We start from the raw sequence: 26739 nt of genomic DNA, 5'->3' as shown, positions 1-26739 counted from the left end.
GGTACTCCTTAATTAGCCGGTTGCGCTTCTTTCGGTTCCTTGCCAACAGAGTTGAGCAGGAACTTGCCAATCAGATCTTCCAGCACCAGTGCCGACTGAGTGTCATGGATGGTTGAACCATCCTTGAGGACATCGTCTTCACCGCCCACGCTGATGCCGATGTACTTCTCACCAAGCAAACCGGCGGTCAGGATCGAGGCAGTGGAGTCGGTCGGCAGGTTATCGACCGACTTGTCCAGCTGCAACGTCACCCGACCGGTGTAGGAATCACGGTCCAGATCGATGGCGGTGACCTTGCCGATGGTCACACCGGCCATGGTCACTTTAGCTCTGACCGTCAAACCGGCGATATTGTCGAAGTACGCATAAACTTTATAGGTATCAGTGGTCGGGCTGGCCGACAGCCCGCTGACACGCAGGGCCAGCAGCAGCAGCGCCAGGATCCCGGCCAGGAGGAACAGGCCGACACCGATTTCCAGGGTGCGGTTTTGCATCAGAAATCTCCAAACATCAAGGCGGTCAGAATAAAGTCCAGACCCAGCACTGCCAACGAGGCATAGACCACGGTCTTGGTGGTTGCACGACTGATCCCTTCTGAGGTGGGCTCACAGTCGTACCCCTGGAATACGGCGATCCAGGTCGAGACGAAAGCAAACACCAGGCTCTTGACCAGCCCGTTGAGCACGTCGTCAGTGAAAGAAACACTGTTCTGCATGTTGGCCCAGAACGAGCCCTCGTAGACACCCAGCCAGTCCACCGCCACCCACGAGCCACCCCAGATACCGACCACGCTGAAGATCAGCGCCAACAGCGGCAGCGAGATGAAACCGGCCCACAGGCGTGGCGCAACGATGTACTTGAGCGGGTCGACACCGATCATTTCCAGGCTCGACAACTGCTCGGTGGACTTCATGTTGCCGATTTCGGCGGTCAACGCGGAACCGGCACGCCCGGCAAACAGCAACGCCGTTACCACAGGGCCAAGTTCACGCAGCAGGGTCAGGGCGACCATCTGCCCTACCGCCTGCTCCGAGCCGTACTTGGTCAGGATGCTGTAGCCCTGCAGCGCCAGCACCATGCCGATGAACACACCGGACACGACGACGATCGCCAGCGACAGCACACCCACCGAGTACAACTGCTTGGTCAGCAGCTGGAAGCCGCCGCCAATACCACCGCGACCGACCAGCGCATGGAACAGGAACAGGCACGAACGCCCGAGCACGGCCAGCACGTCGATTGCCGAGCGGCCCAGCAGGCGGACACGTTCGAGTAAGGATTTTCTGCGCATCAACGCGCCCCCAGCAGGTCGGCGCGGTAGTCAGGCGCGGGAAAGTGGAAGGGAACCGGGCCATCCGGGTCGCCTTTCATGAATTGGCGGATCCGTGGATTGTCCGAACCCATCAGCTCATCAGGCGTCCCCTGGCCCAGCACTTGGCCGTCACCTACCACGTAAATGTAGTCGGCGATGCTGGCGGTTTCTGCCAGGTCATGGGAAACCACGATGCTGGTGATGCCCAGGGCATCGTTGAGCAGGCGAATCAGGCGCACCAGCACCCCCATGGCGATCGGGTCCTGGCCGACGAACGGTTCGTCGTACATGAGGATCTGCGGGTCCAGGGCAATCGCCCGGGCCAGTGCCACACGGCGCTTCATGCCACCGGACAGCTCGTCGGGCATCAGGTCGATGGCACCGCGCAGGCCCACGGCCTGCAGCTTCATCAACACGATGTCACGGATCATTTCGTCCGACAGCTGAGTATGCACGCGCAGCGGGAACGCGACGTTCTCGAACACATCGAGGTCGGTGAACAACGCGCCGCTCTGGAACAGCACGCCCATCTGCTTGCGGGCGTCGAACAGGTCGCTGCGCGACAGCGTCGGCAGGTTCTGCCCGGCAACCCATACCTCACCGCTCGCGGGACGCAACTGTGCGCCCATCAGGCGGAGCAACGTCGTCTTGCCGCAACCCGATGGCCCCATGATGCCGGTGACCTTGCCGCGCGGGATGCTGATGTCCACGTTGCTGAAAATGCTGCGCGAACCACGTTTGAAGGTTACACCCTTCAACTCGACCGCGTAGGCGCTATCCACACTCATCTAGACTCCTTGCTAATGCAGCCTCGTCCTAATGGACGCCGGCCTCCATCTGGAAGGCACACGCACCCCTGACAGGCCGAATAGCGGCGAACTATAGCACCGCTGACAGCCCCGCCCCAAGGCCGGGCAAGCAGTCGTTCAGCCCAGGGACAGGCTTTGGTGGTATTCACTGCAACAATCGAGGAGGTGAGGGTTTTCATCATTGCGCGTATAATCGTCGCCCTTTCATCAGGCATTGCTTTTTCGACATGAGCCAATCCAGCGAGCTGATCCAATCCGCCCAACGCACTCTGCGCCTGGAACTCGAGGCCGTAGAGGCCCTTTTGGCGCGCATCGACGACAATTTCGTCAAAGCCTGCGAACTGATTCTGACCAGCAAGGGCCGGGTCGTCGTGGTCGGCATGGGCAAGTCCGGGCACATCGGCAACAAGATCGCCGCGACCCTGGCCAGCACCGGCACACCGGCGTTTTTCGTGCATCCGGCCGAAGCCAGCCATGGCGACATGGGCATGATCACCCGGGATGATGTCATCCTTGCGCTGTCGAACTCCGGCAGCACCGCCGAAATCGTCACCCTGCTGCCGTTCATCAAACGCCTTGGCATCAAGCTGATCAGCCTGACCGGCAACCCGGACTCGCCGCTGGCCCAGGCCGCCGAGGTCAACCTTGACGCACGTGTCGCACAAGAGGCCTGCCCGCTGAACCTGGCCCCCACCTCCTCCACCACGGCAGCGCTGGTACTGGGCGACGCCTTGGCCATCGCCTTGCTCGAAGCCCGCGGCTTCACCGCCGAGGACTTCGCCTTCTCGCACCCGGGAGGCGCGCTGGGCCGCCGCCTGCTGCTGAAGGTCGAGAACGTGATGCACGCCGGCGACGATCTACCTCAAGTATCACGCGGCACCCTGCTCAAGGACGCGCTGCTGGAAATGTCCCACAAAGGTTTGGGCATGACCGTGATCGTCGAAGCCGATGGCAAACTGGCCGGGATCTTCACCGACGGTGACCTGCGCCGCAGCCTGGACCGCAATATCGATGTGCACACCACCCTGATCGACCAGGTCATGACCGTTCATGGCAAGACTGCGCGTGCCGACATGCTCGCCGCCGAAGCCCTGAAGATAATGGAAGACCACAAGATCAACGCCCTGGTGGTGGTGGACCGTGAAGACCGCCCGACCGGCGCCCTGAACATGCATGACCTGCTGCGCGCCGGCGTAATGTAAAGGAGCGATGGAATGAACCAGGACCTCATGCAACGCGGCAAAGGCATCAAGCTGGCAGTCTTCGACGTGGACGGCGTGCTCACCGACGGGCGCCTGTACTTCCTCGAGGATGGCAGCGAATTCAAGACGTTCAATACCCTCGACGGCCAGGGCATCAAGATGCTCATGGCCTCGGGCGTGACCACCGCGATCATCAGCGGGCGCAAGACCCCCGTGGTCGAACGCCGGGCCAGGAACCTCGGTATCCCGCACCTCTACCAAGGTCGGGAGGACAAATTGGTGGTGCTTGACGGCCTGCTCGCCGAACTGGGCCTAAGCTATGATCAAGTGGCTTACCTGGGCGACGACCTGCCCGACCTGCCGGTGATTCGCCGGGTGGCTCTGGGCATGGCCGTAGCCAACGCCGCACCGTTCGTACGCCAGCACGCCCACGGCGTGACCCAGGCACGCGGCGGCGAAGGCGCGGCCCGTGAATTCTGCGAATTGATCATGCAGGCCCAGGGCACCCTGGACGCTGCCAACGCCAACTACCTGTAAGGCTGCCCATGCTCAGCAAGAAAGCCCGAAACATTGTGCTGCTGGGGGCGATAGCCGCCCTGTTGGTAGCCATTGGCTACTGGAATGTCAGCCCGGAAAGCTTCCTCGACAAGCCCGTGGCCCAAGTCGACGAAAGCGCCATCGATTACTACGCGATCAACGCCCACAGCGTGCAGTTCCTGCCCGACGGCAAGCTGCAATACGAAATGACCGCCGACAGAATCGAACACCTCAAGACCAGCGAAGTCACCCAGGTGACCACACCGGACCTGCACCTGTACCGCGGCACCGAGTACCCGTGGCATGTGCAGAGCACGCGCGCCGAGGTCAATCCTGACGGTACCGAGGTCGAACTGATCGACAAGGTACGGATTGCCCGCACCGATGAAAGGCAGCGTGAAACCATCATTACCAGCTCACGCATGACCGTGTTCCCGCAGAAGCAATATGCGCAGACCGAGCAAGCCGTTAGAATCGACGGCGCCGGAGGCACCACTACGGGCAAAGGCATGAAAGCGTATTTGAAAGAAGGCAAGATGGACTTGCTCTCTAACGTAAGAGGACAGTATGAGGCTCGTTAAAACCCTCCCCCTTTTGCTCAGCCTGAGCGCAGCACTGGGAAGCGCGAGCGCCCTCGCCCTGCCGAACGACCGTGACCAGCCTATCCGCATCCAGGCCGACAACGCTCACCTGGATGACAAACAAGGCGTGGCCACTTACACCGGCGACGTGATCATCACTCAGGGTTCGATGATGATCAAAGGCAACACCGTGACCATTACCCGCTCCGCCTCTGGCGATATCGACGTAGTGACCTCGGTGGGCAACCTGGCCTACTTCGAGCAGCAGCAGAGCGCAGCCAAGCCGGACAAGATGAAAGGCTGGGGCGTAACCATCCAGTACCAGTCGCAGAAGGACTTGGTCATTCTCACCGACCGCGCCAAGGTCGAGAGCGAAGGCAATACCACCGAAGGCGAAAAGATCGTCTACAACACTCAGACCCAGGTGGCGACCGCCGGCCGTGGTGGCAATGTGACAACACCCCGTCAGCGCATCGACATGGTGATCCAGCCCAAGAAGAAGGCCGAGTAAATGGCAACCCTCAAAGCCCAGCACCTGGCAAAGAGCTACAAGGGGCGGCAGGTAGTACGTGATGTCAGCCTGTCTATCGACAGCGGCCAGATCGTCGGCCTGCTCGGCCCCAACGGCGCCGGCAAGACCACCTGCTTCTACATGATTGTCGGGCTGGTCCAGGCCGAACAGGGCCGCGTACTGATCGACAACCTCGATGTCAGCCACCAGCCCATGCACGGCCGCGCTCGCGCCGGTATCGGCTACCTGCCGCAGGAAGCCTCGATCTTCCGCAAGCTGTCGGTCGCCGACAACATCATGGCCATCCTCGAGACCCGCAAGGACCTCGACCGGGACGGCCGCCGCAAAGAGCTGGAAAGCCTGCTGCAGGAGTTCCACATCAGCCACATCCGGGACAACCTCGGCATGAGCCTGTCCGGTGGTGAACGCCGCCGCGTCGAAATTGCGCGCGCCCTGGCGACCGCACCCAAGTTCATCCTGCTGGACGAACCGTTCGCCGGTGTCGACCCGATTTCGGTCGGCGACATCAAGCAGATCATCCATCACCTCAAGGCCAAAGGTATCGGCGTACTGATTACCGACCACAACGTGCGTGAAACCCTGGATATCTGCGAAACCGCTTATATCGTCAACGATGGCCGATTGATCGCCGAAGGCGACGCTGAAACCATCCTGGCAAACGACTTGGTCAAAGAAGTTTACCTGGGCCACGAGTTCCGCCTCTGACCCGGCACGCGCCTGAAGTACTGGCAAACAGCCCTGAGACTGCGGGTAAAGTTGTTACGGTACTCTAGGCAAACGCTACAATTTAAGGCATAAAACTTGCTTGATCTGGCGCTTCGGCGCCCTCGTGTAGTGGATGGCGCATGCGCGCCGGCGAACAAGGTATTAAGCCCCTGCCATGAAACCATCGCTCGTCCTAAAAATGGGCCAGCAACTGACGATGACACCTCAGTTGCAACAGGCCATCCGCCTGCTCCAGCTCTCTACCCTGGACCTCCAACAGGAAATCCAGGAAGCGCTGGAGTCGAACCCGATGCTCGAACGTCAGGAAGACGGCGAGGACTTCGACAACAGCGACCCGATGGCCGACAACGCCGAGAACAAGCCGGCCGCCGAAGTTCAGGACAACAGCTTCCAGGAAAGCACCGTCAGCGCCGACAACCTGGAAGACGGTGAGTGGAGCGAGCGCATCCCCAACGAGCTCCCGGTCGATACGGCCTGGGAAGACATCTACCAGACCAGCGCCAGCAGCCTGCCGAGCAACGATGATGACGAATGGGACTTCACCACGCGCACATCGGCCGGCGAAAGCCTGCAAAGCCACCTGCTGTGGCAGTTGAACCTGGCGCCGATGTCCGACACCGACCGCTTGATTGCCGTGACCCTGATCGACAGCATCAACGGCCAGGGCTACCTGGAAGACACACTCGAAGAAATCTGCGCAGGGTTCGACCCGGAGCTGGATATCGAGCTGGACGAGGTCGAAGCAGTACTGCACCGCATCCAGCAGTTCGAGCCGGCTGGCGTCGGCGCCCGCAATCTGGGCGAATGCCTGTTGCTGCAACTGCGCCAACTGCCCGCTACAACCCCGTGGATGACCGAAGCCAAGCGCCTGGTCACCGATTTCATCGACCTGCTCGGCAGCCGTGACTACAGCCAGCTGATGCGGCGGATGAAAATCAAGGAAGACGAGCTGCGCCAGGTCATCGAACTGGTGCAAAGCCTTAACCCGCGCCCTGGTTCGCAGATCGAGTCCAGCGAGCCCGAGTACGTGGTGCCCGACGTCATCGTGCGCAAGGACAGCGACCGTTGGCTGGTAGAACTGAACCAGGAAGCCATCCCACGCCTGCGCGTCAACCCACAATACGCCGGCTTCGTGCGCCGTGCCGACACCAGTGCCGACAACACCTTCATGCGCAACCAGCTGCAGGAAGCGCGTTGGTTCATCAAGAGCCTGCAAAGCCGTAACGAAACCCTGATGAAAGTTGCCACGCAGATCGTCGAGCACCAGCGCGGCTTCCTCGACCACGGCGACGAAGCGATGAAGCCGTTGGTACTGCATGACATTGCCGAAGCCGTAGGCATGCACGAATCGACCATCTCGCGGGTTACCACGCAGAAATACATGCACACCCCGCGTGGCATCTACGAACTGAAATACTTTTTCTCCAGCCATGTCAGCACCTCCGAAGGCGGAGAATGCTCGTCCACGGCGATCCGCGCGATCATCAAGAAACTGGTTGCGGCGGAAAATCAGAAAAAGCCATTGAGTGACAGCAAGATCGCTGGTTTACTGGAGGCACAAGGCATCCAGGTAGCCCGTCGCACCGTCGCCAAGTACCGCGAGTCCCTCGGCATCGCACCGTCGAGCGAACGCAAGCGACTGATGTAGCCCCTGAGATGTGCCACAGCGTTTTCGTGGCAGGTGCAAGACCTGCCTCTTTATGCACGGGCAACAAAGGAGAAGCTGTATGCAAGTCAATATCAGTGGACAGCATGTAGAAGTCACCCAGCCACTGCGCGATTACGTGCTTGAAAAGCTCGCCCGCGTGGAGAGTCACTTCGACAAGATCACCAACGTGCAGGTAATCATGAAAGTCGAGAAGCTTCAGCAGAAGGTCGAGGCGACCCTGCAGATTCCCGGCGGCGAAGTGGTAGCCAACGCCGAACACGAAGACATGTATGCAGCGATCGACGCCTTGGCCGACAAGCTCGACCGCCAACTGAAAAAACACAAGGAAAAACAGCAAAGCCTGCTGCAAGGTGCAGCTGCCCGCTGATCCCCCTCATCCATGATCCGACTTGAAACCATCCTGACCCCCGGCCGTTCCCTCGTGAACGTGCCGGGCGGCAGCAAGAAGCGCGCCCTGGAAAAGGTCGCCACTGTCATCGCCGACCAAGTGCCAGAACTGGAGATGCAGGACGTCTTCGAAAAACTGGTAGCCCGGGAAAAGCTCGGTTCTACCGGTTTTGGCAATGGCATCGCCATCCCGCACTGCCGGCTTGAAGGATGCTCTGCGCCAGTCAGCGCCCTGCTGCACCTGGAAGCGCCTATCGATTACGACGCCATCGATGGCGCGCCGGTGGACCTGCTGTTTGTGCTGCTGGTGCCCGAAGCGGCCACCGATGCCCACCTTGAACTTCTGCGTCAGATCGCCAGCATGCTCGATCGCAAGGAGGTCCGTGATCGACTGCGTGCGGCCACCAGCGACGAGGCCCTGTTCCAGGTTGTCCTGGACGTACAGAACGAGCACTGAACATGCGCCTGATCATCGTCAGCGGCCGGTCCGGCTCCGGCAAGAGCACCGCCCTCGATGTCCTGGAAGACAGCGGTTTCTATTGCATCGACAATCTGCCAGCCGGGCTATTGCCGCAGTTGGCGGAAAATGCACTGATCAACACCGAATTGCTGCAGCCCAAGGTGGCGGTTTCGATCGACGCACGCAACCTGCCCAGCCACCTGATGCGTTTTCCCGAGCTGCTTGAAGAAGCCCGCGCACGGCACATCCAGTGCGACGTGTTGTACCTGGATGCCGATGAAGAGGTCCTTCTCAAGCGTTTCTCGGAAACCCGCAGGCGGCACCCCCTGACCAACGCCAACCGCTCGCTCGCGGAAGCGATCCGCGTGGAAAGCGATTTGTTGGGCCCCATTGCCGACCTGGCCGACCTGAAGATCGACACCACCAACCTGAACCTGTACCAGTTGCGTGACTCGATCAAACTGCGTCTGCTCAACCAACCCGAGCCTGGCACAGCGTTTCTGGTCGAGTCGTTCGGGTTCAAACGGGGCATGCCGGTCGACGCCGACCTGGTTTTTGACGTGCGCTGCCTGCCCAACCCCTACTGGAAACCAGAACTGCGTGAGCACTCAGGTCTCGATCAACCCGTGATCGACTACCTGGCCGCACAACCGGATGTCGAAGACATGTACAACGACATCTCCAGCTACCTGCTCAAATGGTTGCCCCGCTTCGCTGCCAGTAACCGCGCCTACGTAACCATTGCCATCGGCTGCACTGGCGGCCATCACCGCTCGGTGTACATCACCGAGCGCCTTGGTCAACAGCTGCAGCAAACCCTGAAAAACGTCCAGGTCCGTCATCGCGACCTCTAGCCCAAGGATCCACCCCTGATGCCCGCCCGCGAAATCACCATCATCAACAAGCTGGGTCTGCATGCCCGGGCGGCAGCCAAGTTCGTCGGTGTGGCCGGCCGCTTCCCCTGCCAGGTACGGGTGGGTCGCGCCCCGGACAAGCTGGTGGATGGCAAGAGCATCATGGCGGTGATGATGCTGGCCGCAGGCAAAGGCACCCAGGTGCACCTGCATACCGAGGGTGAGCAGGACAACGACGCCATGGATGCACTGGTCGAACTGATCAACAATTTCTTTGACGAAGGCGAATAGGCCTCGCAAACCTGCGCTTGCACAAGATCAGGACATCGCGGTATCCATCACCATCATCAGACAGAAGCCTGTACACAGCCCAAGACTGGCCAGACGATGATGGCCGTTGCTGCGCGATTCGGGGATGATTTCCTGGGTGACCACCAGCAACATCGCCCCCGCTGCACAGGCCAGCCCCAGCGGCAGCAGCAGTTCGGCAACATTCACCAGCCAGGCACAGATCAACGCCGCCACCGGCTCGACCAAGCCTGAGGCTGCGCCGATCAGGAAGGCCTTGAAGCGCGGCATGCCCGCCCCTGCCAGCACCAGCGCGATCACCAGCCCCTCAGGCACATCCTGCAAGGCAATGCCCATGGCCAGGCTGTCGGCGTCGGCCATACCTCCCCCGGCCGACACACCAATGGCCATACCTTCAGGGATGTTGTGGGCAATGATGGCAATCACGAACAGCCAGATGCGCGCTGCAATCACCGGCTGGTTTGCTGTGCCCACCAACGCTTCAGGCGAAGCCCAGGATACCTTGAGGTCGACCAGGAACAGGCACAACGCCCCGAACATCAGGCCAAAACTGACCAGGCCACCTGCCCCCCAAGGGCTGAAGCCAATAGACTGAGCCGCCGCCAGGCCCGGCATGATCAGGGAAAACGCGGTGGCCGCCAGCATCACGCCAGCACCGAAGCCCAACAGCGTATCCGCCAGCGCCACGGGCATATTGCGAATGACCAGTACCGGTACTGCGCCCAGTGCCGTACCCAGCGCGCATAAAGCACCGCCCTCCAGGGCGCGCAGCATGCGCGGATCGAGGTCTAGCCAGGCGAGGCCCCGTGCCACCAGTAACGCGGCGCCAGCCAGCAAAAGCAAAGTCCCAAGCGCCAGGCGGAACAGGCGCACACTGCTGACAGACATCACCTCAGAGCGCATACCGGTCCGACTCACTTCAGGGCTTCATGGTAACGACGTTCAACTTCCACCCAGTCAATGACGTTGTAGAAGGCACCGATGTATTCCGGACGACGGTTCTGGTACTTGAGGTAGTAAGCGTGCTCCCACACGTCCAGGCCCAGGATAGGCGCATTGCCGTGCATCAGCGGGCTGTCCTGGTTGCCGCTACTCTCCACCACCAACGTTTTTTGCGGCGTCACGCTGAGCCAGGCCCAACCGCTGCCGAAGCGGGTCAACGCGGCTTTGGTGAAAGCCTCCTTGAAAGCCTCGAAGCCGCCAAGTTGTGCTGTGACGGCTTGCGCCAGCTGGCCCACAGGCTCGCCACCGCCCTGAGGTGACATGACAGTCCAGAACAGGCTGTGGTTGGCGTGACCGCCGCCGTGGTTGGTCACGGCGCCACGCAGGTTCTCCGGCAGTTGCTTGACGGCAGCGACCAGTTTTTCCACCGGCCATTCGGCCCACTCGGTACCTTCGAGGGCGGCGTTGAGGCCGTTCACGTAAGTCTGGTGATGCTTGGTGTGGTGGATTTCCATTGTCTGGGCATCAATGTGTGGTTCCAGCGCATCGTAGGCGTATGGCAATGCAGGCAAGGTATGGGGCATGTCAGTGAATTCCGTAGGCATGGGTTCTGGGTGCCACATCCGGTTGGGCAGCGAGCTCGCTGGCCCCGGTGCTGTGGCGGTTGAGCAAGCGCTCGGTACGCGGGTACTGGCCATACTCGGCAATGAAACTCAGCAGCTCGGTGTAAGTGCGCACACTGTGGCGCAAGGCGGCATCACGCAGTGCCTGAGGCAGGCGCGCTTCCTGGCAGGCCTGCAGCAGTCGCTGATGAGCCGCACACAGATAGTCGGCACTTTCATGCGGCTGGTTAAGGCGCAAGTGCAGGTCAGCCAGGTTGTGGTGGGCGATGACGAATGCAGCCACCGCTTCATCCACGTCATGCCAGCGCTCGAACAGCACCTGGGCCAACGCCAAGGCTTGCAGGTAGTGTTCCCGGGCGTCCACCAGTTCGCCTTGTTCGAATAGGCGGTTGGCGGTTTCCGTGGTGCGTTTCCAGTGCTGCATGGTTGTCTCCTGGGCGGTGACGCAGTGTCAGATACCGCCGGCGGTGAGTTTTTCCGGGTCCAGCAGCGCTTCAAGCTGGTCGCGGGACAGGTCGGTGTGCTCCAGCGCCACATCGATGATTGGACGACCCTGCTTGTAGGCGGTCTTGGCGATTTCGGCGGCCTTGAGGTAGCCGATGATCGGATTCAACGCCGTGACCAGAATCGGGTTGCGCGCGAGCGCTTCCTTGAGTTTGTCTTCGTTGACCTTGAAGCTGGCGATGGCTTTGTCGGCCAGCAAGCGGCTGACATTGGCCATCAGCTCGATGCTTTCCAGCAGGTTGCGGGCGATTACCGGCAGCATCACGTTCAGCTCGAAGTTACCGGCTTGGCCTGCGACGGCGATGGTCGCGTCGTTGCCAATCACTTGGGCGGCGACCATGGCAGTGGCCTCCGGGATCACCGGGTTGACCTTGCCTGGCATGATCGAAGAGCCCGGCTGCAGAGCTTGCAGCTCGATTTCGCCCAGACCGGCCAGCGGGCCGGAGTTCATCCAGCGCAGATCGTTGGCGATTTTCATCAACGCCACCGCGGTGGTCTTGAGCTGGCCAGACAAAGCCACGGCAGTGTCCTGCGAGCCGATCAGTGCGAACAGGTTCTGGCCGGGCGTGAACTCGATCTTGGTCAGGCCACTGAGCTGGCGAGCGAAACCGACAGCGAACTGCGGATGGGCATTGATGCCGGTACCCACGGCGGTTCCGCCCTGGGCCAGCGCCTGCAAGCGCGGCAGCACACCTTCGATGTGCGCCTTGGCAGCATTGATTTGCGCTGCCCAGCCATCCAGCACCTGACTCATACGCACGGGCATCGCGTCCATCAGGTGAGTACGACCGGTCTTCACGAATTGATGTACTTGTGCCGACTTGACCTCGATCACCTGTACCAGGTGCGCCAGGGCTGGCAGCAACTGCTCGTGCAGGGCCAGCGCGGCGCTGACGTGGATGGTGGTCGGAATGATGTCATTGCTGCTCTGGCCACAGTTGACGTGGTCATTGGCGTTGACCGCCTCACCCAGTACATGGGTAGCCAAGGTGGCGATCACCTCATTGGCGTTCATGTTCGAACTGGTGCCAGAGCCTGTCTGGAACACATCCACCGGGAAGTGCTGGATGAAGTCCTCGGCCAGCAATTGCTCGACAGCCTTGACGATAGCCTGGCCCCGCCCGGCAGACAGTTGCTCCAGTTCGACGTTGGCCTTGGCCGCAGCGGCCTTGGCCAGCAACAAGGCACGAATGAACTGGGCCGGCATACGTTGGCCGCTGATCGGGAAGTTGTCGACCGCGCGCTGGGTCTGGGCGCCGTAGAGGGCCTGGGCCGGCACCTGCAGCTCACCCATGCTGTCACGCTCGATACGGGTATCACTCATCATCAAATCCTTGCATCAGTTCATCGGGAGAAATCGAAGGCAGCAGACGGCAATTGGCCAACTGCAGGGCGTAGGGTTGCCAGCGTTGGTTCTGTTCCTGGCGGTCGAGGTTGCGCAGGTCCAGCAGAGGGCGCCAGGCTTGGTCCAGGCACAGACAACGCCAATGCCAGGGGAGCATGCGATCGCAGGCGGTATCCAGCAGCAAGCGAAACGCTGTCAGCGCCACCGTCCATGGCGAGGTTTCGGTGCAGCACACCAGATAGCGGCCTTCGGCCAGGTAATGCTCGATCAGGCGCGGCTCGTCGGGGTCGAGCGCACAGCGAATGCGCCGGCTGAGCCAGCGCCAGTTTTCCAGGTAGGGCAGTTCGCGGAGGACAGATTTCATGAACATCATCGCCGAGTTACTGGATAATGATATTCATTATTAAGTGATAAACAGAATCACTTCAAGAAAAAAGGTGATGAAATAAAAACCCGGCGCGGGGGCCGGGTCTTCGGATTTGCAGAGAAAGGTGTAGTGCTGTGTAGGCCTCTTCGCGGGTAAACCCGCTCCTACAACGGCCTGTGTCCCCGCCCCGATGTGCGTCTACCACCGTGTAGGAGCGGATGGATCCGCGCTAGGGCCGGCGCAGGCTAAAGATCAGCTACCAGCAACGGTCATCCGCTCGATCAACACCGAGCCCGTATGAATATTGCTACGGGTTTCAAGATCGCTGCCAATCGCGACAATCTGTTGGAACATGTCCTTCATGTTTCCGGCGATGGTAACTTCCTGTACGGCATGCTGAATCTCGCCATTCTCGACCCAGAACCCCGCCGCACCACGGGAATAGTCCCCCGTCACCATGTTCAAGCCATGCCCCATCAGTTCGGTCACCAGCAGCCCGCGCCCCATGCGGCGAATCAGCGCGGCCTGATCTTCGACACCGTGGCTGACGAACAGGTTGTGCACACCACCAGAATTGGCCGTACTCGGCAAACCCAGCTTGCGCCCCGAATAGGTACCCAGCAAGTACGACACCAGCTCGCCTTTGTCGACAAACGGTTTGGCATAGGTGGCCAGGCCATCACCGTCGAAGGCGGCGCTGCCCAACGCGCGCGGAATATGCGGGCGTTCGTCGAGGGTCAGCCAGGAAGGGAACAGGCGCTGGCCAATGGTACCCTCCAGGAACGACGACTTGCGGTACAGGTTGCCGCCGGAAATGGCCGACAGGAAACTGCCGAACAGGCCACCGGCCAATTCGGCCGAGAACAGCACCGGTACCTCGCAAGTCGGCACCGGTCGGGCGCCAAGGCGGCTAGCGGCACGCTGGGCAGCGCGCACGCCGATGCTGCTCGGGTCGGCCAGCAGGTTGCCCTGGCGGTTCACGTCGTACCAGTAGTCACGCTGCATCTGCCCGTCGCCTTCGGCAATCATCACGCAGCTCAGGCTGTGCCGGGTCGAGGCGTAACCACCGATGAATCCATGGCTGTTGCCATACACGCGGCAGCCTTGGTGGGTATTGAGGGTGGTGCCATCGGCGTTGAGGATGCGCGGGTCGGCGTCGAACGCCGCTGCCTCGCAGGCCAGGGCCATTTCGATGGCCTTCTCGGGCTCGATACCCCAGTCGTGGTACAGGTCCAGATCCGGGATTTCACGCGCCATCAGCGCTGCGTCGGCCAAGCCCGAGCATTCATCCTCGGAGGTATGCCTGGCAATTGCCAACGCTGCAGTGACGGTCTCGCGAATCGCCTCCGGACCACTGGCCGAGGTGCTGGCCGAACCTTTGCGCTGGCCAACATAAAGGGTGATACCAAAGCCTTGGTCGCGGTTGAACTCGACCGTTTCGACCTCACGCTGGCGCACGGTGGTGGACAGCCCTTGCTCCAGCGACACCGCCACTTCGCAGGCACTGGCCCCCTGCCGACGCGCCTCGGCGATGATCGCCTCGACCTGTTCCTGCAATGCTGGCAGGTCTTTCGGACCTACGCTCTGGACTGCACTCATGGTTCTCTCCACTCAAATTCTGCGTACGGCTTGGGGTCATTCTACGACCGGGCCGGACAAGCGGCCCCCGACTGGTTATCATGGCGGCGATTTCTAGCGGACTGCCACCATGGTTGATTCAAACGACGACGCCTTCGACGGCGAAAAAAGCAAAACCCAGATCAAGCGCGAACTGCATGCGCTGGTCGAACTCGGCGAGCGGCTTACCACCCTCAAGGCCGATACCTTGGCGCGCCTGCCTTTGACCGACGAGCTGCGCAAGGCACTGGCCGAGGCCAGCAAGCACACCGCTCATGGCGCCCGTAAACGCCACATGTCGTTCGTCGGCAAGCTCATGCGCGTGCAAGACCTCGATGCCATCCACGCCTTGCTCGAACAGATGGACAGCTCGACTCGCCAGTACAACGAACGTTTCCACAGCTTGGAGCGCTGGCGTGACCGGTTGATCGACGGTAACGACGAAGACCTCGAGCGCTTCGTCAATGAGTACCCCGACACCGACCGCCAGCAGCTGCGCTCGCTGGTGCGCCATGCCCAGCACGAGAAGGCGCGGAACAAGCCGCCTGCCGCCGCGCGCAAGGTGTTCAAGTACATCCGCGACCTCGACGAGTTGCAGCGCGGGTTGCGCTGACGGACTGGGGCCTTGTGGGAGCGGGCGTGCCCGCTCCTACAATGGCTCCCGAAGCCATCAAGCCCCGGTACCGCCCACGGTAATCGCATCCAGTTTCAAGGTAGGCTGCCCGACCCCAACCGGCACCGACTGCCCGTCCTTGCCGCACGTCCCTACTCCGCTGTCCAGTGCCAGGTCGTTACCGACCATCGAAACCCGGCTCATCGCCTCGGGACCATTGCCGATCAGGGTTGCGCCCTTCACTGGCGCGGTAATCTTGCCGTCTTCGATCAGGTAGGCCTCACTGGTGGAGAACACGAACTTGCCGCTGGTGATATCCACCTGCCCACCACCGAGGTTGGCGCAGTAGATACCCTTCTTCACCGACGCAATAATCTCCTGTGGGTCGCTTTCGCCGGCTCGCATGTAGGTGTTGGTCATGCGTGGCATCGGCAGGTGCGCGTAGGATTCACGGCGGCCGTTGCCGGTCACAGCCATGCCCATCAGGCGCGCGTTCAGCTTGTCCTGCATGTACCCCTTGAGCACGCCATTCTCGATCAGCGTGGTGCATTCGGTCGGGGTGCCTTCGTCATCCACGCTCAGAGAACCACGGCGGCCTTCAAGGGTGCCATCGTCGACGATGGTGCACAGGCTCGACGCCACTTTCTCGCCAATGCGGCCACTGAACGCCGAACTGCCCTTGCGGTTGAAGTCGCCTTCCAGGCCATGGCCGACGGCCTCGTGCAACAGCACGCCGGACCAGCCCGAGCCCAGCACTACCGGCAAGGTACCGGCCGGTGCCGGGATCGCTTCCAGATTCACCAGGGCCTGGCGCAGGGCCTCGCGGGCATAGCCCATCACCCGCTCTTCGGTGAAGTAGCGGTAATCGGTACGCCCGCCACCGCCCTGCCCACCGCGTTCACGACGGCCGTTCTGCTCGACGATGACGCTGACATTGAAGCGCACCAGCGGGCGTACGTCGGCAGCCAGGCTGCCATCGGCCGCGGCAATCAGAATGCGTTCCCAGACCCCGGCCATGCTCACGCTGACTTGCTGAATACGCGGGTCCAGGGCACGGGTGGCGGCATCGACACGCTTAAGCAGCTCGACCTTTTCGGCACGGCTGAGCACGTCCAGCGGGTTGTCCGCGGTATACAGAGCGGCCACCTCCTGGCTGCGGAAGGCTTGCACCGTGCCGTTTTGCCCGGCACGGGAAATCGAACGGGCGGCACGGGCTGCCGAGGTCAGCGCTTCAAGGTTGATCGCGTTGCTGTAGGCGAAGCCGGTTTTTTCGCCGGACTGGGCACGCACGCCCACGCCCTGGTCGAGGTTGAAGCTGCCCTCTTTGACGATACCGTCCTCCAGCGCCCAGGTTTCCGAGATCTGGCCCTGGAAATACAGGTCGGCGGCGTCGATGCCGGGGCCAGCCAACTCACCCAGCACGCTCTGCAGGCTGTCCAGGGTCAAGCCGCCTGGGGCCAGGAGCTGCTCACTGACGGTGGATAACATCTGGCTCATAGTCACTCCGAGGTATGCGCAGGTCGCAACGCGCCCTGCGAAAAAAAGCGCCGGTGCGATACCACCGGCATGCGCGCCCGAATGGACGCTTGTTCTTCAATGTCGCGCTCGGCAAGCAGTACCGCTTCACCTTGCGCCTGTTCTGCGAGAATGCGCCCCCAAGGGTCGACGATCGCCGCATGGCCATGAGTTTCCCGTGGGCCAGGATGGGCGCCGCCCTGTGCCGCAGCCAGCAGGTAACACTGGGTTTCGATGGCCCGGGCACGCACCAGCACCTCCCAATGTGCTGCGCCGGTCACTGCGGTAAAAGCTGCTGGCGCGGTGATCACCTCCGCGCCGGCAGCGCGCAGCGCGCTGTACAGTTCGGGAAAGCGCAGGTCGTAACACACGCTCAGCCCCAGCCGCCCGACCGGCGTATCAGCCACCACCACCTGAGCACCCTGCGCGTAGTCATCCGACTCGCGGTAACGGCCCCGGTTGTCGGCCACGTCCACATCAAACAAGTGCAGCTTGTCATACCTTGCCGCCACCTCGCCGTGTTCATCGACCAGCAGCGAGCACGCATGGGCCTTGGCATCGGGCTGGCCGAACGGTGGCAAGGGCAAAGTACCGGCAACAATCCATAACTTGAGGTCGCGGGCGGTGCGTTTCAACCACGGCAGAATGGGCCCTTCCCCCAAAGCTTCGGCACGGCCGATGGCAGCAGCGTCCTTGCGCCCCATGGCGGCAAAGTTTTCCGGCAGCACCGCCAACCGTGCGCCGCCCAATGCGGCCTGCTCCAACAGGGCACCGGCACGCTGCAGGTTGGTCTGCACGTCGTCCTGGCTGACCATCTGGATTACCGCTGCCTTCATGGGTACTCCTAGCGGGATTTCTCGAAAGGTTTCACAAAGGTGATTCTAGGCTCTTTCCACGGCCCTTCGACACGGTAGTGCACGCTGGCAAAGCGTGACACGCGGTCACCGATCAGCCGATCGACCAGGAACAGCGCACCGCCCACCGCCGGCGCGCCGACGATCAACGCCGCCAGCGGCAGGTTGTTGGTCACCGGCAGGCTCACCTGCAAGTCAGCATCGACCCGGTCGCTGACCATGTCCAGCGTGCCGTCGAGCTCGAAGTTGCTCGACGGGCCGGTCACGGTAATCGGTTCGCGGGTCACGTACACGCCACTGCTGGCCACCAGCAAGCCCTTGACCCGGTCATAGGCCAGGCCCTTGTCAAACAGGTCGGAAAAGTCCAGACGCAGGCGCCGGCCAATCGAGTTGAAGTTGAGCAGGCCGAACACCCGCAGCGCCTGTGCGCTGCCTTCGACCTCGACGAACTGGCCGGTGCGCAGTGCTGCATCCATGCTGCCCGAGAAGCGTTTCAGGCCCACCGCGGCCGGCGAACCCGGCCAGCGGCCATCCACATCCAGGCGGAAATCGCGGCTGGTCACCGTCGGGGCAAAGCCCCAGGCGCTGAGCACATCCGCCAGGTTCTTGCCGTCAAGGCGCCCTTTGTACCAACTGCTGGTTTTGCCCGTTTCACCCTCCCAGCCACCACCGCCATCGATGCGCAACCCCTTGAGGTCGAGGTCGATATCACTGGCTGTGACGCCACGTGGGGTCGGCCGCAGCTTGATCGCAGCGCTGCCGTAAAGATCGTCACCGCGATAGAGCTTGTCGATGCTCAGGTCCAGTGCCGGGACTTTGCGCGGATCGAACGAGGCAAGCGGGTCGGGGCCGTCTTCAGCCTGCTGTTCAGCGGCGCTGGCGGCAGGCAGCCGCAAGGTCTGCATGCGCACGACCATGGGCGCGCCCTTGGCATCCGGTACGCGCGCATTACCGATGACTTCCTTGCTGTCGAGGCGCAAATCCCAGGCCGGGCCGCCCCGGGCCAGGCGTATCACGGCCTGGTTCAGGTCCATGCCGAAGGCTTTCAACTGGCCGATGCTCAGGTCGACGCTTTGCAGGTTCTGCCGCGCGCTGCCACCGGGGTCGTCCCCAGCCAGCCGGCCCGCCTGCTCTTGCCAAGGGGCCAGGTCCAGGGTCTCCAGGCGCCCGCGCACCCTCAGCCCCTGGCTGGCAGGTACCCGGGCGTCGCCTGTGCCCAGCACTAGCTCGCCACGGCCCTGAGTCAACGTTTCAGCCGGTGCAGCATAGGCAAAGCGGGCAAGGTCGGCGTAGGCAGCGTTGAATTGCCGCTCCGGGCCCTGAAGGCTCATGTTGAAACGGCTGTCACGGGTATCTGCTGCCGCTTTGCCGAACGGAGCCGGCAGGTCGATGGCCAGCCCCTTGAGGCTGGAAGTGACATTCAGGCGGTTGTCCCGGCTCCCCAGACTGAGCTGCAACTGATAGGGCAGTTCACCGGAGGCCGGCAAGGCCTGCTTGAACTGCAGCCAGTCAGTGAGTGTCTTGAGCGATACCTGGCCATTGGCATTGATGCGGGTCTGCATCTGCCCAGCCTGACCTTCAGCGGTTATTTGCGCCGTTACCGGCTTGCCGAAGGCCTGCAGGCTGATGCCTTTGCCACTCAGGCCCTTGTCGAAGTCGAAGCTGAAGTCGCCCTTCAGGCGGTTCAACTCCAGGCTTGGCGGGGCCACTTTCAGGCGCGCATCGTTGGTGGCGAAGTCGACCTGCACCTTTGGGCGCTGCCCATGGGCCAGTGGGATATCGAGTTTGACCTTGCCCTTCAGCGGCCCCTCACCTTCCCAGCCGGCGAAAATCTCCCCCGTGCCGATTGGCGCTTCCTTGAGAATCTTCAGGCCATCACCCAAGCTACCGTCGAAATCGCCATCCAGGTAGAGGTGGCTGTGCTGGCCACCCTCGACATGCGGGATATCGACATTCACATCGCTGACCTTGGTGTCGAGCAGCACGCCTCGCTGGGCCTTGATGCGCACGCCACTGTCCTCGATGAACACATCGCCATCGACGTGCTGCACCTGTGGCCAACCGGGCTGGAAGTCCAGGGCGGCGTCATGCACCTTGAAGAACAGGCTGATGCTGCGCGCTTGCGGCGCTGCGCCATGGTTCAGCGAGCCCTGATACTGGAAGTAGCCTTCATCCACAGCGCCTTTGACGATCGCGCTGCGCAGCCACTCGTCGAGGGCCGGGCTGAGCACCTCGGGCAGATACTTGGCAGTATAGCGGCCATCGCCTTCGGTCAGGCCGACGCGCAGGTCCATATAGTCCTCGCGGCCTTCCTCGAACAACAGGCGAATGAGGAAGTCACCGGCGATCTTGCCCTCCTCGCCCAGCACCTTGAGGTAGGGCGCAATCAGGGTGAAACCGTCTTTGTCCAAGGTCCAGGTCAAGCGCGCATTCGCCTTCTGGTAATGCCAGGGCTTGGCGAAGATCGGGTACAGATGCAGCATGAACGCATCGGTATCCAGGCGCAGCTCGCCGTGGCCCAGGTCACCACTGATGCTGCCACTGACGTTACCGGCCGCCGGGGCGTTGTGATAAGCATCGAAGCCTACCTTCTCCAGGTTGGCTGCGAACTGCAGGCGCTGGTCACCCTCGGCCTTGGGCCTGGCCTCGAGGCGCACATTGCGCAACGCACCGGTCACCTTCAAGCCATCGACCACATCCTTGACCTTGTCCGGCAGGGGGGCCAGGGCATCGATCAGCGGAGTCAGCGGGGTGAGGTCGAGGCGGTCGGCCTGTAACTGCCAGCTTTCATCGGCTGCGTTCTGGCCAGGGCGCTGCTGCAACTGCAGGTGAGACTCCCAGCGGGCCTTGCCGAGGTCCATGGCCAACGAGTCGACGACCACATCGAAGCCTTGCTCCCGGCGCTGGAACCAGGCGCCCAAAGCCAGATTATTCAGGTTGGCAGCCTTGCGCCCGGCATAGGCCCCCTCCAGCCTGGGTGCATTGAGCCTTACGACGGCCCGTTGCAACTGCCCCTTGCCCCAGCCGATCCAGAACTCACCGCCCGCCCGCAGGGTGTCAGCATGCCACTGACCCAACACCTTGGGCGGCAACCAATGTGCCCAGTCACTTTGCGGCAGGCTGACATAGGCGTCTACCTCGCCATCACGCCAAGCGTCGGCCGACATACGGCTGTTCAGGCTCAACGCCAGGGGTTGGCCGTTAGGCAGGGTCGCACGCAAATCCAAGGCCTGACGGGTGGCACCGGCCTGCAGGCCGGCACTCACATAAGTCAGGGTCAGCGGGTCGCGCTGCCAGGGGTGCAGAGTGACCAGACTGTCGAACACATCGATGCGCCCCAGCTGGCGCAGGCGCTGCAGCAAGTCGGCAGGGTCCAGCGGCGCGTCGTCCTTCTTCGGCAGGCCTTCCAGGCTCCAGGCGCCCTGCTCGTTCTCGCGAAGGATCAGTTGCAGCCCGCCCAGCTGGATGCGCGCCAGGCGCACTTCGCGGGCGGTGAGGCTGGCCCAGATGTCGGGCACCACCATGACGTCGTCCAGCCGGAGCGCCTTGGTGCCTTCGCCCAATTGCAGGTCGCGCACCCGCAGCACAGGGGCCAGTCCGCTCCAGTGCCCTTCCAGGGCACCGACATGCACGGGCAGGCCCAGCGCCTGCTCGGCCTTGCTTTCTACGTCGGCACGGTACTCGGCTACCAGCGGCACCAGTTCACGACCAAGGCTGACATACAGCGCCACCAATACGGCCAGCAGGGCACATATGCCCAACCCCCAGCGGGTCAGAGCAACAAGAACGCGGTTCAGACGTCCCATGGCCATGGCCCTCCAAGTCGTTTATCCATGATGGCCCGTCGTGCCGGTTTTGCCAGGACGACAATGCAGTGGCGTGTTTCAGAAGACCTCAGAGCAGCACCACGTCGTATTGTTCCTGCGAATACATCGACTCGACCTGGAAGCGAATGGTTCGACCGATAAAGGCTTCCAGTTCCGCCACGTTGCCTGACTCTTCATCCAGCAGGCGGTCGACCACCTTCTGGTTGGCCAGCACACGGTAGCCTTCAGCCTGATAGGCACGGGCCTCACGCAGGATCTCGCGGAATATTTCGTAACAGATGGTCTCGGGTGTTTTCAGCTTGCCGCGGCCCTGACAGGCCAGACACGGCTCGCAAAGCACCTGTTCCAGGCTTTCCCGCGTACGCTTGCGGGTCATCTGCACCAGGCCCAACTCGGTGATGCCGATGATGTTGGTCTTGGCGTGATCGCGCTCCAGCTGTTTTTCCAGGGTACGCAGTACCTGACGCTGGTGATCTTCGTCTTCCATGTCGATGAAGTCGATGATGATGATGCCGCCAATGTTGCGCAGGCGCAGTTGCCGGGCGATGGCGGTAGCGGCCTCGAGGTTGGTCTTGAAGATGGTTTCTTCGAGGTTGCGATGACCGACGAAAGCCCCGGTGTTGACGTCGATGGTGGTCATCGCTTCGGCCGGGTCGACCACCAGGTAACCGCCGGACTTCAACGGCACCTTGCGCTCCAGAGCCCGCTGGATCTCGTCTTCGACACCGTACAGGTCAAAGATTGGGCGCTCGCCGGGGTAATGTTCGAGGCGGTCGGCAATTTCCGGCATCAACTCGCCAACGAACTGCGTGGTCTTCTGGAAGGTTTCCCGCGAGTCGATGCGGATCTTCTCGATCTTCGGATTGACCAGGTCGCGCAGGGTACGCAGGGCCAGGCCAAGGTCTTCGTAAATGACCGTGGGCGCGCCGCAGGTCTTGATCTGGGTGCCGATCTGCTCCCACAGGCGGCGCAGGTAACGGATGTCCTGCAAGATCTCCTCGGCACGCGCGCCTTCGGCGGCGGTGCGCAAGATGAAGCCGCCGGCATCCTTGATGTTCTCGCTGTCCATGCAGTCGCTGACCACTTGCTTGAGGCGCTCACGCTCGGCTTCGTCCTCGATTTTCAGCGAAATACCGACATGACTGCTGCGTGGCATGTACACCAGGTAGCGCGACGGGATCGATAGCTGGGTGGTCAGGCGCGCCCCCTTGGTGCCGATCGGGTCCTTGGTCACCTGCACCACCAGGGCCTGGCCTTCATGTACCAGTGCGGTGATGTTCTCTACCGCCGAGCCTTCGCGCTGGGAGATTTCCGAGGCATGGATAAACGCTGCGCGCTCGAGGCCGATGTCGACGAAGGCCGCCTGCATGCCTGGCAGCACACGCACCACCTTGCCCTTGTAGATATTGCCGACGATGCCACGGCGCTGGGTGCGCTCGACATGCACTTCCTGCAGCACCCCGTTTTCCACCACCGCCACACGTGACTCCATCGGGGTGATGTTGATCAGGATCTCTTCACTCATGGCAGGCTCTCGTCAAAGGTTCTTTCTAATGATGGATGGCGTATGCACTGCTGGCTACTGCGGGTTTGTTACCTCTGGCGTATGCGCGAGCGATTGCCAGCAGGCGATGCCGAACTGGCCAAGCAAATCGGCCGTTTCACAGAGCGGCAAGCCGACCACCGCCGAATAGCTGCCGGAAAGACCGGTGACGAAGACCGCACCCAGCCCCTGGACGGCATAGCCGCCAGCCTTGTCAGCTGGCTCACCGCTGGCCCAATAGCGTTGCGCTTCATCGGTGCTGATGGCGCGAAAGCGCACTGTGCTGGTCACGCAAAAACTGTGCACACGCTGGCCATCGTCCAGGGCGACAGCGGTCAGCACCTGATGCTCGCGGCCTGACAGGTCAGCCAGCATGGCCAAGGCATCTTCACGGTTTTCCGGTTTGCCGAGAATACGACCATCGAGCACCACGGCAGTGTCTGCGCCGAGCACTACAGCCGGGCCGTCGACACGGGCCAGGCCGGCGGCGGCCTTTGCCCGGGCCAGGCGTTCGACGTAGGCAGGGGCGCTTTCGCTGGGTAGCGGAGATTCATCGATGGGGGCACTGATGACAATGAACGGCACGCCGATCTGCGTCAGCAGTTCACGACGACGGGGCGAGCCTGAAGCCAGGTATAGCGGGGTCATGCAGACATCTCCCTGTCAGTGGCGCGTTGCCGTCAGTTGATGTGCAAGCGTCGACGCAGGTCGCGCAAGGCAAAGCTGATCCATGGCCAGAGCAAGGCACTGATCACCGCCGACCAGACCAGCGCCAGGGTGGGCAGACGGTTGCCGGTCAGTGCACTGAGCCACAGCTGGATCAACTGGGCGATACCAAAGATCACCAGAATGACCAGGCTTTGCTGCCACATGGGGAACATGCGCAGACGCTGCTGCAGGGATAGCACCAAGAAGGTGATGAGGGTTAGGACCAGCGCATTCTGCCCCAGCAGCGTGCCATACAGCACGTCCTCGGCAAGGCCCAGCACGAATGCCGTGGTCATGCCGACCTTGCTCGGCACGGCAAGGGTCCAGAACGACACCAGCAAGGCCAGCCACATGGGCCGGAACACTTCCATGAACTGCGGCATGGGGGAAACACTGAGCAGCAGGCCGATGGCGAACGTAAGCCAGATGACCCAGCCGTTATTGCGGCGTGATGCAGCCATCATTGCCTCCGGGGTTGAACGGGTGCGGCCGGCATGGCAGGTGCAGCAGACGGGGCTGCAGGCTGCGCGACCGGAGTGGCCGGTGCTGCCGGTGTGACCGACGCGGCAGGCGTACCAGCGGCGGGTGCGACCGGATCACGGGTAGCGGCCGGCTGGCCAGCAGGTGCAGCCCCCTTTCGGTCAGCCTCTTCCTGGGCAATGGCGGCATCGGTGGCACGCTGCTCCGGGCTACGCCGGTCACTGAACACCAGCAACATGTAGCGGCTGCGGTTAAGCGCCGCGGTGGGGATGGCACGGACGATGGCAAAGGGTTGACCGGAATCGTGGATCACTTCGTTGACCGTGGCCACCGGGTAGCCGGCAGGAAAGCGCTGCCCCATGCCGGAACTGACCAGCAGGTCGCCTTCCTTGATGTCGGCCGTGTCGGCCACATGCCGCAACTCCAGGCGCTCCGGGTTGCCAGTGCCGCTGGCGATGGCTCGCAGACCGTTGCGGTTGACCTGCACCGGAATGCTGTGGGTGGTATCGGTCAGCAACAGCACCCGCGCGGTATAGGGCATCAACTCTACGACCTGGCCCATCAGGCCGCGGGCATCGAGCACCGGCTGGCCCAGGAACACACCATCACGCTCACCCTTGTTGATCAGAATGCGGTGGGTAAACGGGTTGGGGTCGACACCGATCAGCTCGGCCACTTCAACCTTTTCGTTGACCAGCGCCGAAGAATTGAGCAGCTCGCGCAGCCGCACGTTCTGCTCGGTCAGGGCCGCCAGCTTCTGCAGGCGCCCCTGCAGCAGCAGGGCTTCGGTCTTGAGCTTCTCGTTTTCGGCAATCAGCTCGGTGCGGCTACCGAACTGGCCGGCCACACCTTGCCAGGCACGCTGTGGCAAATCGGTGATCCAGTACGACTCCATCAGCACCAGGCCCATCTGGCTGCGCACAGGTTTGAGCACGTCGAAGCGCGCGTCGACAACCATCAACGCGACCGACATCACCACCAGAACGAGCAGGCGAACGCCCAGCGAAGGGCCCTTGGAGAAAAGCGGTTTAATGGGCCGTTCCTCGTGGACGACTCAGGAGGTCATTGGACATGGAACAACGCACCAGCCTGGTTGCGGGTTGACGGATACGGCGCCCAAATGGGCGCCAGCCCAGCGCATACAGGTAGCACTGTACGTACTACCTGTAAACCGGGCGCTCGTGAACAGCGAGCGGGATCACTCGCTGGAGAGCAGGTCCATCGCGTGCTTGTCCATCATCTCCAGGGCGCGACCGCCGCCACGGGCGACGCAGGTCAGCGGGTCCTCGGCGACGATCACCGGCAGGCCGGTTTCCTGGGCCAGCAGTTTGTCGAGGTCACGCAGCAGCGCACCACCACCGGTCAGCACCAGGCCGCGCTCGGCGATGTCCGAGGCAAGCTCCGGCGGCGATTGCTCGAGGGCGCTCTTGACCGCCTGGACGATGGTCGCCAGCGATTCCTGCAGCGCTTCGAGCACTTCGTTGGAGTTCAGGGTGAAGGCACGCGGTACACCTTCGGCCAGGTTACGACCACGCACGTCGACTTCACGTACTTCGCCACCTGGGTAGGCAGTACCGATTTCCTGCTTGATACGTTCGGCGGTGGATTCGCCGATCAAGCTGCCATAGTTGCGGCGCACGTAGGTCACGATGGCTTCGTCGAAGCGGTCACCGCCAACGCGGACGGACTCGGCATAGACCACGCCGTTCAGCGAGATCAGGGCGATTTCAGTGGTACCGCCACCGATATCGACGACCATCGAACCGCGGGCCTCTTCAACCGGCAGGCCGGCACCGATGGCAGCGGCCATTGGCTCTTCGATCAGGAACACTTCTCGGGCACCCGCACCGAGGGCCGACTCACGGATGGCGCGGCGCTCGACCTGGGTCGACTTGCACGGCACGCAGATCAGCACGCGCGGGCTCGGCTGCAGGAAGCTGTTCTCGTGAACCTTGTTGATAAAATATTGCAACATTTTTTCGCAGACGCTGAAGTCGGCAATGACGCCGTCCTTCATCGGACGAATGGCTGCAATGTTGCCAGGCGTACGGCCCAGCATGCGTTTGGCTTCGGTACCGACGGCGACGACGCTTTTCTGGTTGCCATGGGTACGGATGGCAACAACCGAGGGCTCATTCAGGACGATACCGCGCTCACGCACGTAAATAAGGGTGTTGGCAGTACCCAGGTCGATAGAAAGATCGCTGGAAAACATGCCACGCAGTTTCTTGAACATGGGAAAGTGACCCTGGGGAAAGCGTGGGTAAAAAAGTGCGGCAAACTCTAACAATGGCAGGGATTTTGGGCAAGGAGCCAATATGTTAAATTGGCTGTTTTTCCGAGCACGCCAGCAGAATTTCGCGGCCGTTAGACCGCCAGAAAGCTGACATGTTCCTCACCGCGGACCCAAATTCCGTTCTTTG

At 62.0% G+C, this 26739-nt stretch carries 28 protein-coding genes; 11 read left to right on the top strand and 17 right to left on the bottom strand.

Annotated features, from left to right (window positions below; translation table 11 throughout):
- Nucleotides 1-8: 8 nt before the first annotated feature.
- Genes mlaD through LMH93_RS05140 form a run of 3 tightly spaced genes read right to left on the bottom strand, consistent with a single transcriptional unit; the run spans nt 9 to nt 2100 of the window.
- The gene (mlaD, locus tag LMH93_RS05150) at nt 9-494 is read right to left on the bottom strand and encodes an outer membrane lipid asymmetry maintenance protein MlaD (RefSeq protein WP_003255124.1); all 486 of its coding nucleotides are present in this window, start codon (nt 492-494) and stop codon (nt 9-11) included.
- A complete protein-coding gene (gene mlaE, locus LMH93_RS05145; RefSeq protein ID WP_003255125.1) occupies nt 494-1291 on the bottom strand; it encodes a lipid asymmetry maintenance ABC transporter permease subunit MlaE in 798 nt (265 codons plus the stop codon). Before mlaE ends, mlaD begins: the two co-directional genes overlap by 1 nt.
- Complete coding sequence (locus LMH93_RS05140; RefSeq protein ID WP_003255127.1) at nt 1291-2100, bottom strand: ATP-binding cassette domain-containing protein; 810 nt, start codon at nt 2098-2100, stop codon at nt 1291-1293. Before LMH93_RS05140 ends, mlaE begins: the two co-directional genes overlap by 1 nt.
- Before the next feature lie 248 nt (nt 2101-2348).
- On the opposite strand from LMH93_RS05140, the gene LMH93_RS05135 reads away from it, so the two are divergent.
- The 10 genes from LMH93_RS05135 to LMH93_RS05090 all read left to right on the top strand — a co-directional run bounded on the left by LMH93_RS05135 (nt 2349) and on the right by LMH93_RS05090 (nt 9360).
- Nucleotides 2349-3323 (top strand): KpsF/GutQ family sugar-phosphate isomerase, encoded by a 975-nt coding sequence (locus LMH93_RS05135; protein WP_003255128.1) that lies wholly within the window; start codon nt 2349-2351, stop codon nt 3321-3323.
- Between the two features lie 12 nt (nt 3324-3335).
- Nucleotides 3336-3860, top strand: a complete 525-nt coding sequence (locus LMH93_RS05130; RefSeq protein ID WP_020192841.1) for a KdsC family phosphatase — start codon at nt 3336-3338, stop codon at nt 3858-3860.
- Between the two features lie 8 nt (nt 3861-3868).
- Complete coding sequence (gene lptC, locus LMH93_RS05125; RefSeq protein WP_003255130.1) at nt 3869-4441, top strand: LPS export ABC transporter periplasmic protein LptC; 573 nt, start codon at nt 3869-3871, stop codon at nt 4439-4441.
- Nucleotides 4428-4952, top strand: a complete 525-nt coding sequence (gene lptA, locus LMH93_RS05120) for a lipopolysaccharide transport periplasmic protein LptA (protein WP_003255131.1) — start codon at nt 4428-4430, stop codon at nt 4950-4952. The genes lptC and lptA overlap by 14 nt, the downstream gene beginning before the upstream one ends.
- Nucleotides 4953-5678, top strand: a complete 726-nt coding sequence (gene lptB / locus LMH93_RS05115; RefSeq protein ID WP_003255132.1) for an LPS export ABC transporter ATP-binding protein — start codon at nt 4953-4955, stop codon at nt 5676-5678.
- A gap of 175 nt (nt 5679-5853) precedes the next feature.
- Nucleotides 5854-7347, top strand: a complete 1494-nt coding sequence (locus tag LMH93_RS05110) for an RNA polymerase factor sigma-54 (protein WP_003255133.1) — start codon at nt 5854-5856, stop codon at nt 7345-7347.
- Between the two features lie 79 nt (nt 7348-7426).
- Nucleotides 7427-7735, top strand: a complete 309-nt coding sequence (gene hpf, locus LMH93_RS05105; RefSeq protein ID WP_003255135.1) for a ribosome hibernation-promoting factor, HPF/YfiA family — start codon at nt 7427-7429, stop codon at nt 7733-7735.
- 12 nt (nt 7736-7747) lie between these two features.
- Complete coding sequence (gene ptsN, locus LMH93_RS05100; protein ID WP_019750560.1) at nt 7748-8212, top strand: PTS IIA-like nitrogen regulatory protein PtsN; 465 nt, start codon at nt 7748-7750, stop codon at nt 8210-8212.
- 2 nt (nt 8213-8214) lie between these two features.
- On the top strand, nt 8215-9069 hold the full coding sequence (gene rapZ, locus LMH93_RS05095) for an RNase adapter RapZ (protein WP_003255139.1): 855 nt from the start codon (nt 8215-8217) through the stop codon (nt 9067-9069).
- Nucleotides 9070-9087: 18 nt separating this feature from the next.
- Nucleotides 9088-9360, top strand: coding sequence for an HPr family phosphocarrier protein (locus LMH93_RS05090; protein ID WP_003255140.1), 273 nt, complete (start codon nt 9088-9090; stop codon nt 9358-9360).
- 27 nt (nt 9361-9387) lie between these two features.
- Here LMH93_RS05090 and LMH93_RS05085 read toward each other — a convergent pair whose 3' ends face one another.
- The 6 genes from LMH93_RS05085 to pmbA all read right to left on the bottom strand — a co-directional run bounded on the left by LMH93_RS05085 (nt 9388) and on the right by pmbA (nt 14758).
- Nucleotides 9388-10281 carry a ZIP family metal transporter gene (locus tag LMH93_RS05085; protein ID WP_003255142.1) on the bottom strand — a complete coding sequence of 298 codons (894 nt, stop codon included), beginning with the start codon at nt 10279-10281 and terminating at the stop codon, nt 9388-9390.
- An 11-nt stretch (nt 10282-10292) separates the two neighbouring features.
- Nucleotides 10293-10904 carry a superoxide dismutase gene (locus tag LMH93_RS05080; RefSeq protein WP_230064882.1) on the bottom strand — a complete coding sequence of 204 codons (612 nt, stop codon included), beginning with the start codon at nt 10902-10904 and terminating at the stop codon, nt 10293-10295.
- A 1-nt stretch (nt 10905) separates the two neighbouring features.
- Nucleotides 10906-11367 (bottom strand): DUF2753 domain-containing protein, encoded by a 462-nt coding sequence (locus LMH93_RS05075; protein ID WP_230064881.1) that lies wholly within the window; start codon nt 11365-11367, stop codon nt 10906-10908.
- Between the two features lie 27 nt (nt 11368-11394).
- Complete coding sequence (locus tag LMH93_RS05070) at nt 11395-12771, bottom strand: class II fumarate hydratase (protein ID WP_014755434.1); 1377 nt, start codon at nt 12769-12771, stop codon at nt 11395-11397.
- Nucleotides 12764-13165 (bottom strand): hypothetical protein, encoded by a 402-nt coding sequence (locus LMH93_RS05065; protein ID WP_012051310.1) that lies wholly within the window; start codon nt 13163-13165, stop codon nt 12764-12766. The genes LMH93_RS05070 and LMH93_RS05065 overlap by 8 nt, the downstream gene beginning before the upstream one ends.
- 246 nt (nt 13166-13411) lie before the next feature.
- Entirely contained in the window at nt 13412-14758 is a 1347-nt protein-coding gene (pmbA, locus tag LMH93_RS05060) for a metalloprotease PmbA (RefSeq protein ID WP_003255150.1), read from the bottom strand.
- Nucleotides 14759-14867: 109 nt separating this feature from the next.
- Here pmbA and yjgA point away from each other — a divergent pair, with 109 nt between their 5' ends.
- A complete protein-coding gene (gene yjgA / locus LMH93_RS05055; RefSeq protein WP_003255152.1) occupies nt 14868-15389 on the top strand; it encodes a ribosome biogenesis factor YjgA in 522 nt (173 codons plus the stop codon).
- A gap of 57 nt (nt 15390-15446) precedes the next feature.
- Here the strand turns inward: yjgA and tldD are convergent, their stop codons facing one another.
- From tldD to mreB, 8 genes are all read right to left on the bottom strand, one after another.
- Nucleotides 15447-16886, bottom strand: coding sequence for a metalloprotease TldD (gene tldD / locus LMH93_RS05050; protein WP_003255154.1), 1440 nt, complete (start codon nt 16884-16886; stop codon nt 15447-15449).
- Nucleotides 16887-16888: 2 nt separating this feature from the next.
- Nucleotides 16889-17740 (bottom strand): carbon-nitrogen hydrolase family protein, encoded by an 852-nt coding sequence (locus LMH93_RS05045; RefSeq protein ID WP_108192159.1) that lies wholly within the window; start codon nt 17738-17740, stop codon nt 16889-16891.
- A gap of 8 nt (nt 17741-17748) precedes the next feature.
- Complete coding sequence (locus LMH93_RS05040; protein WP_230064880.1) at nt 17749-21570, bottom strand: YhdP family protein; 3822 nt, start codon at nt 21568-21570, stop codon at nt 17749-17751.
- A gap of 82 nt (nt 21571-21652) precedes the next feature.
- Nucleotides 21653-23110 carry a ribonuclease G gene (gene rng, locus LMH93_RS05035; protein ID WP_003255158.1) on the bottom strand — a complete coding sequence of 486 codons (1458 nt, stop codon included), beginning with the start codon at nt 23108-23110 and terminating at the stop codon, nt 21653-21655.
- 54 nt (nt 23111-23164) lie between these two features.
- Nucleotides 23165-23776, bottom strand: coding sequence for a Maf family protein (locus LMH93_RS05030; protein ID WP_003255159.1), 612 nt, complete (start codon nt 23774-23776; stop codon nt 23165-23167).
- Nucleotides 23777-23808: 32 nt separating this feature from the next.
- A complete protein-coding gene (gene mreD, locus LMH93_RS05025; protein WP_230064879.1) occupies nt 23809-24297 on the bottom strand; it encodes a rod shape-determining protein MreD in 489 nt (162 codons plus the stop codon).
- Complete coding sequence (mreC, locus tag LMH93_RS05020) at nt 24297-25349, bottom strand: rod shape-determining protein MreC (protein ID WP_108192162.1); 1053 nt, start codon at nt 25347-25349, stop codon at nt 24297-24299. Before mreC ends, mreD begins: the two co-directional genes overlap by 1 nt.
- A gap of 165 nt (nt 25350-25514) precedes the next feature.
- Nucleotides 25515-26552, bottom strand: coding sequence for a rod shape-determining protein MreB (gene mreB, locus LMH93_RS05015; RefSeq protein WP_003255163.1), 1038 nt, complete (start codon nt 26550-26552; stop codon nt 25515-25517).
- Nucleotides 26553-26739: the final 187 nt, after the last annotated feature.

Source organism: Pseudomonas sp. CIP-10 (assembly GCF_020911845.1).
GTDB lineage: Bacteria > Pseudomonadota > Gammaproteobacteria > Pseudomonadales > Pseudomonadaceae > Aquipseudomonas > Aquipseudomonas alloputida.
This window is presented reverse-complemented; position numbering and strand designations above follow the sequence as displayed.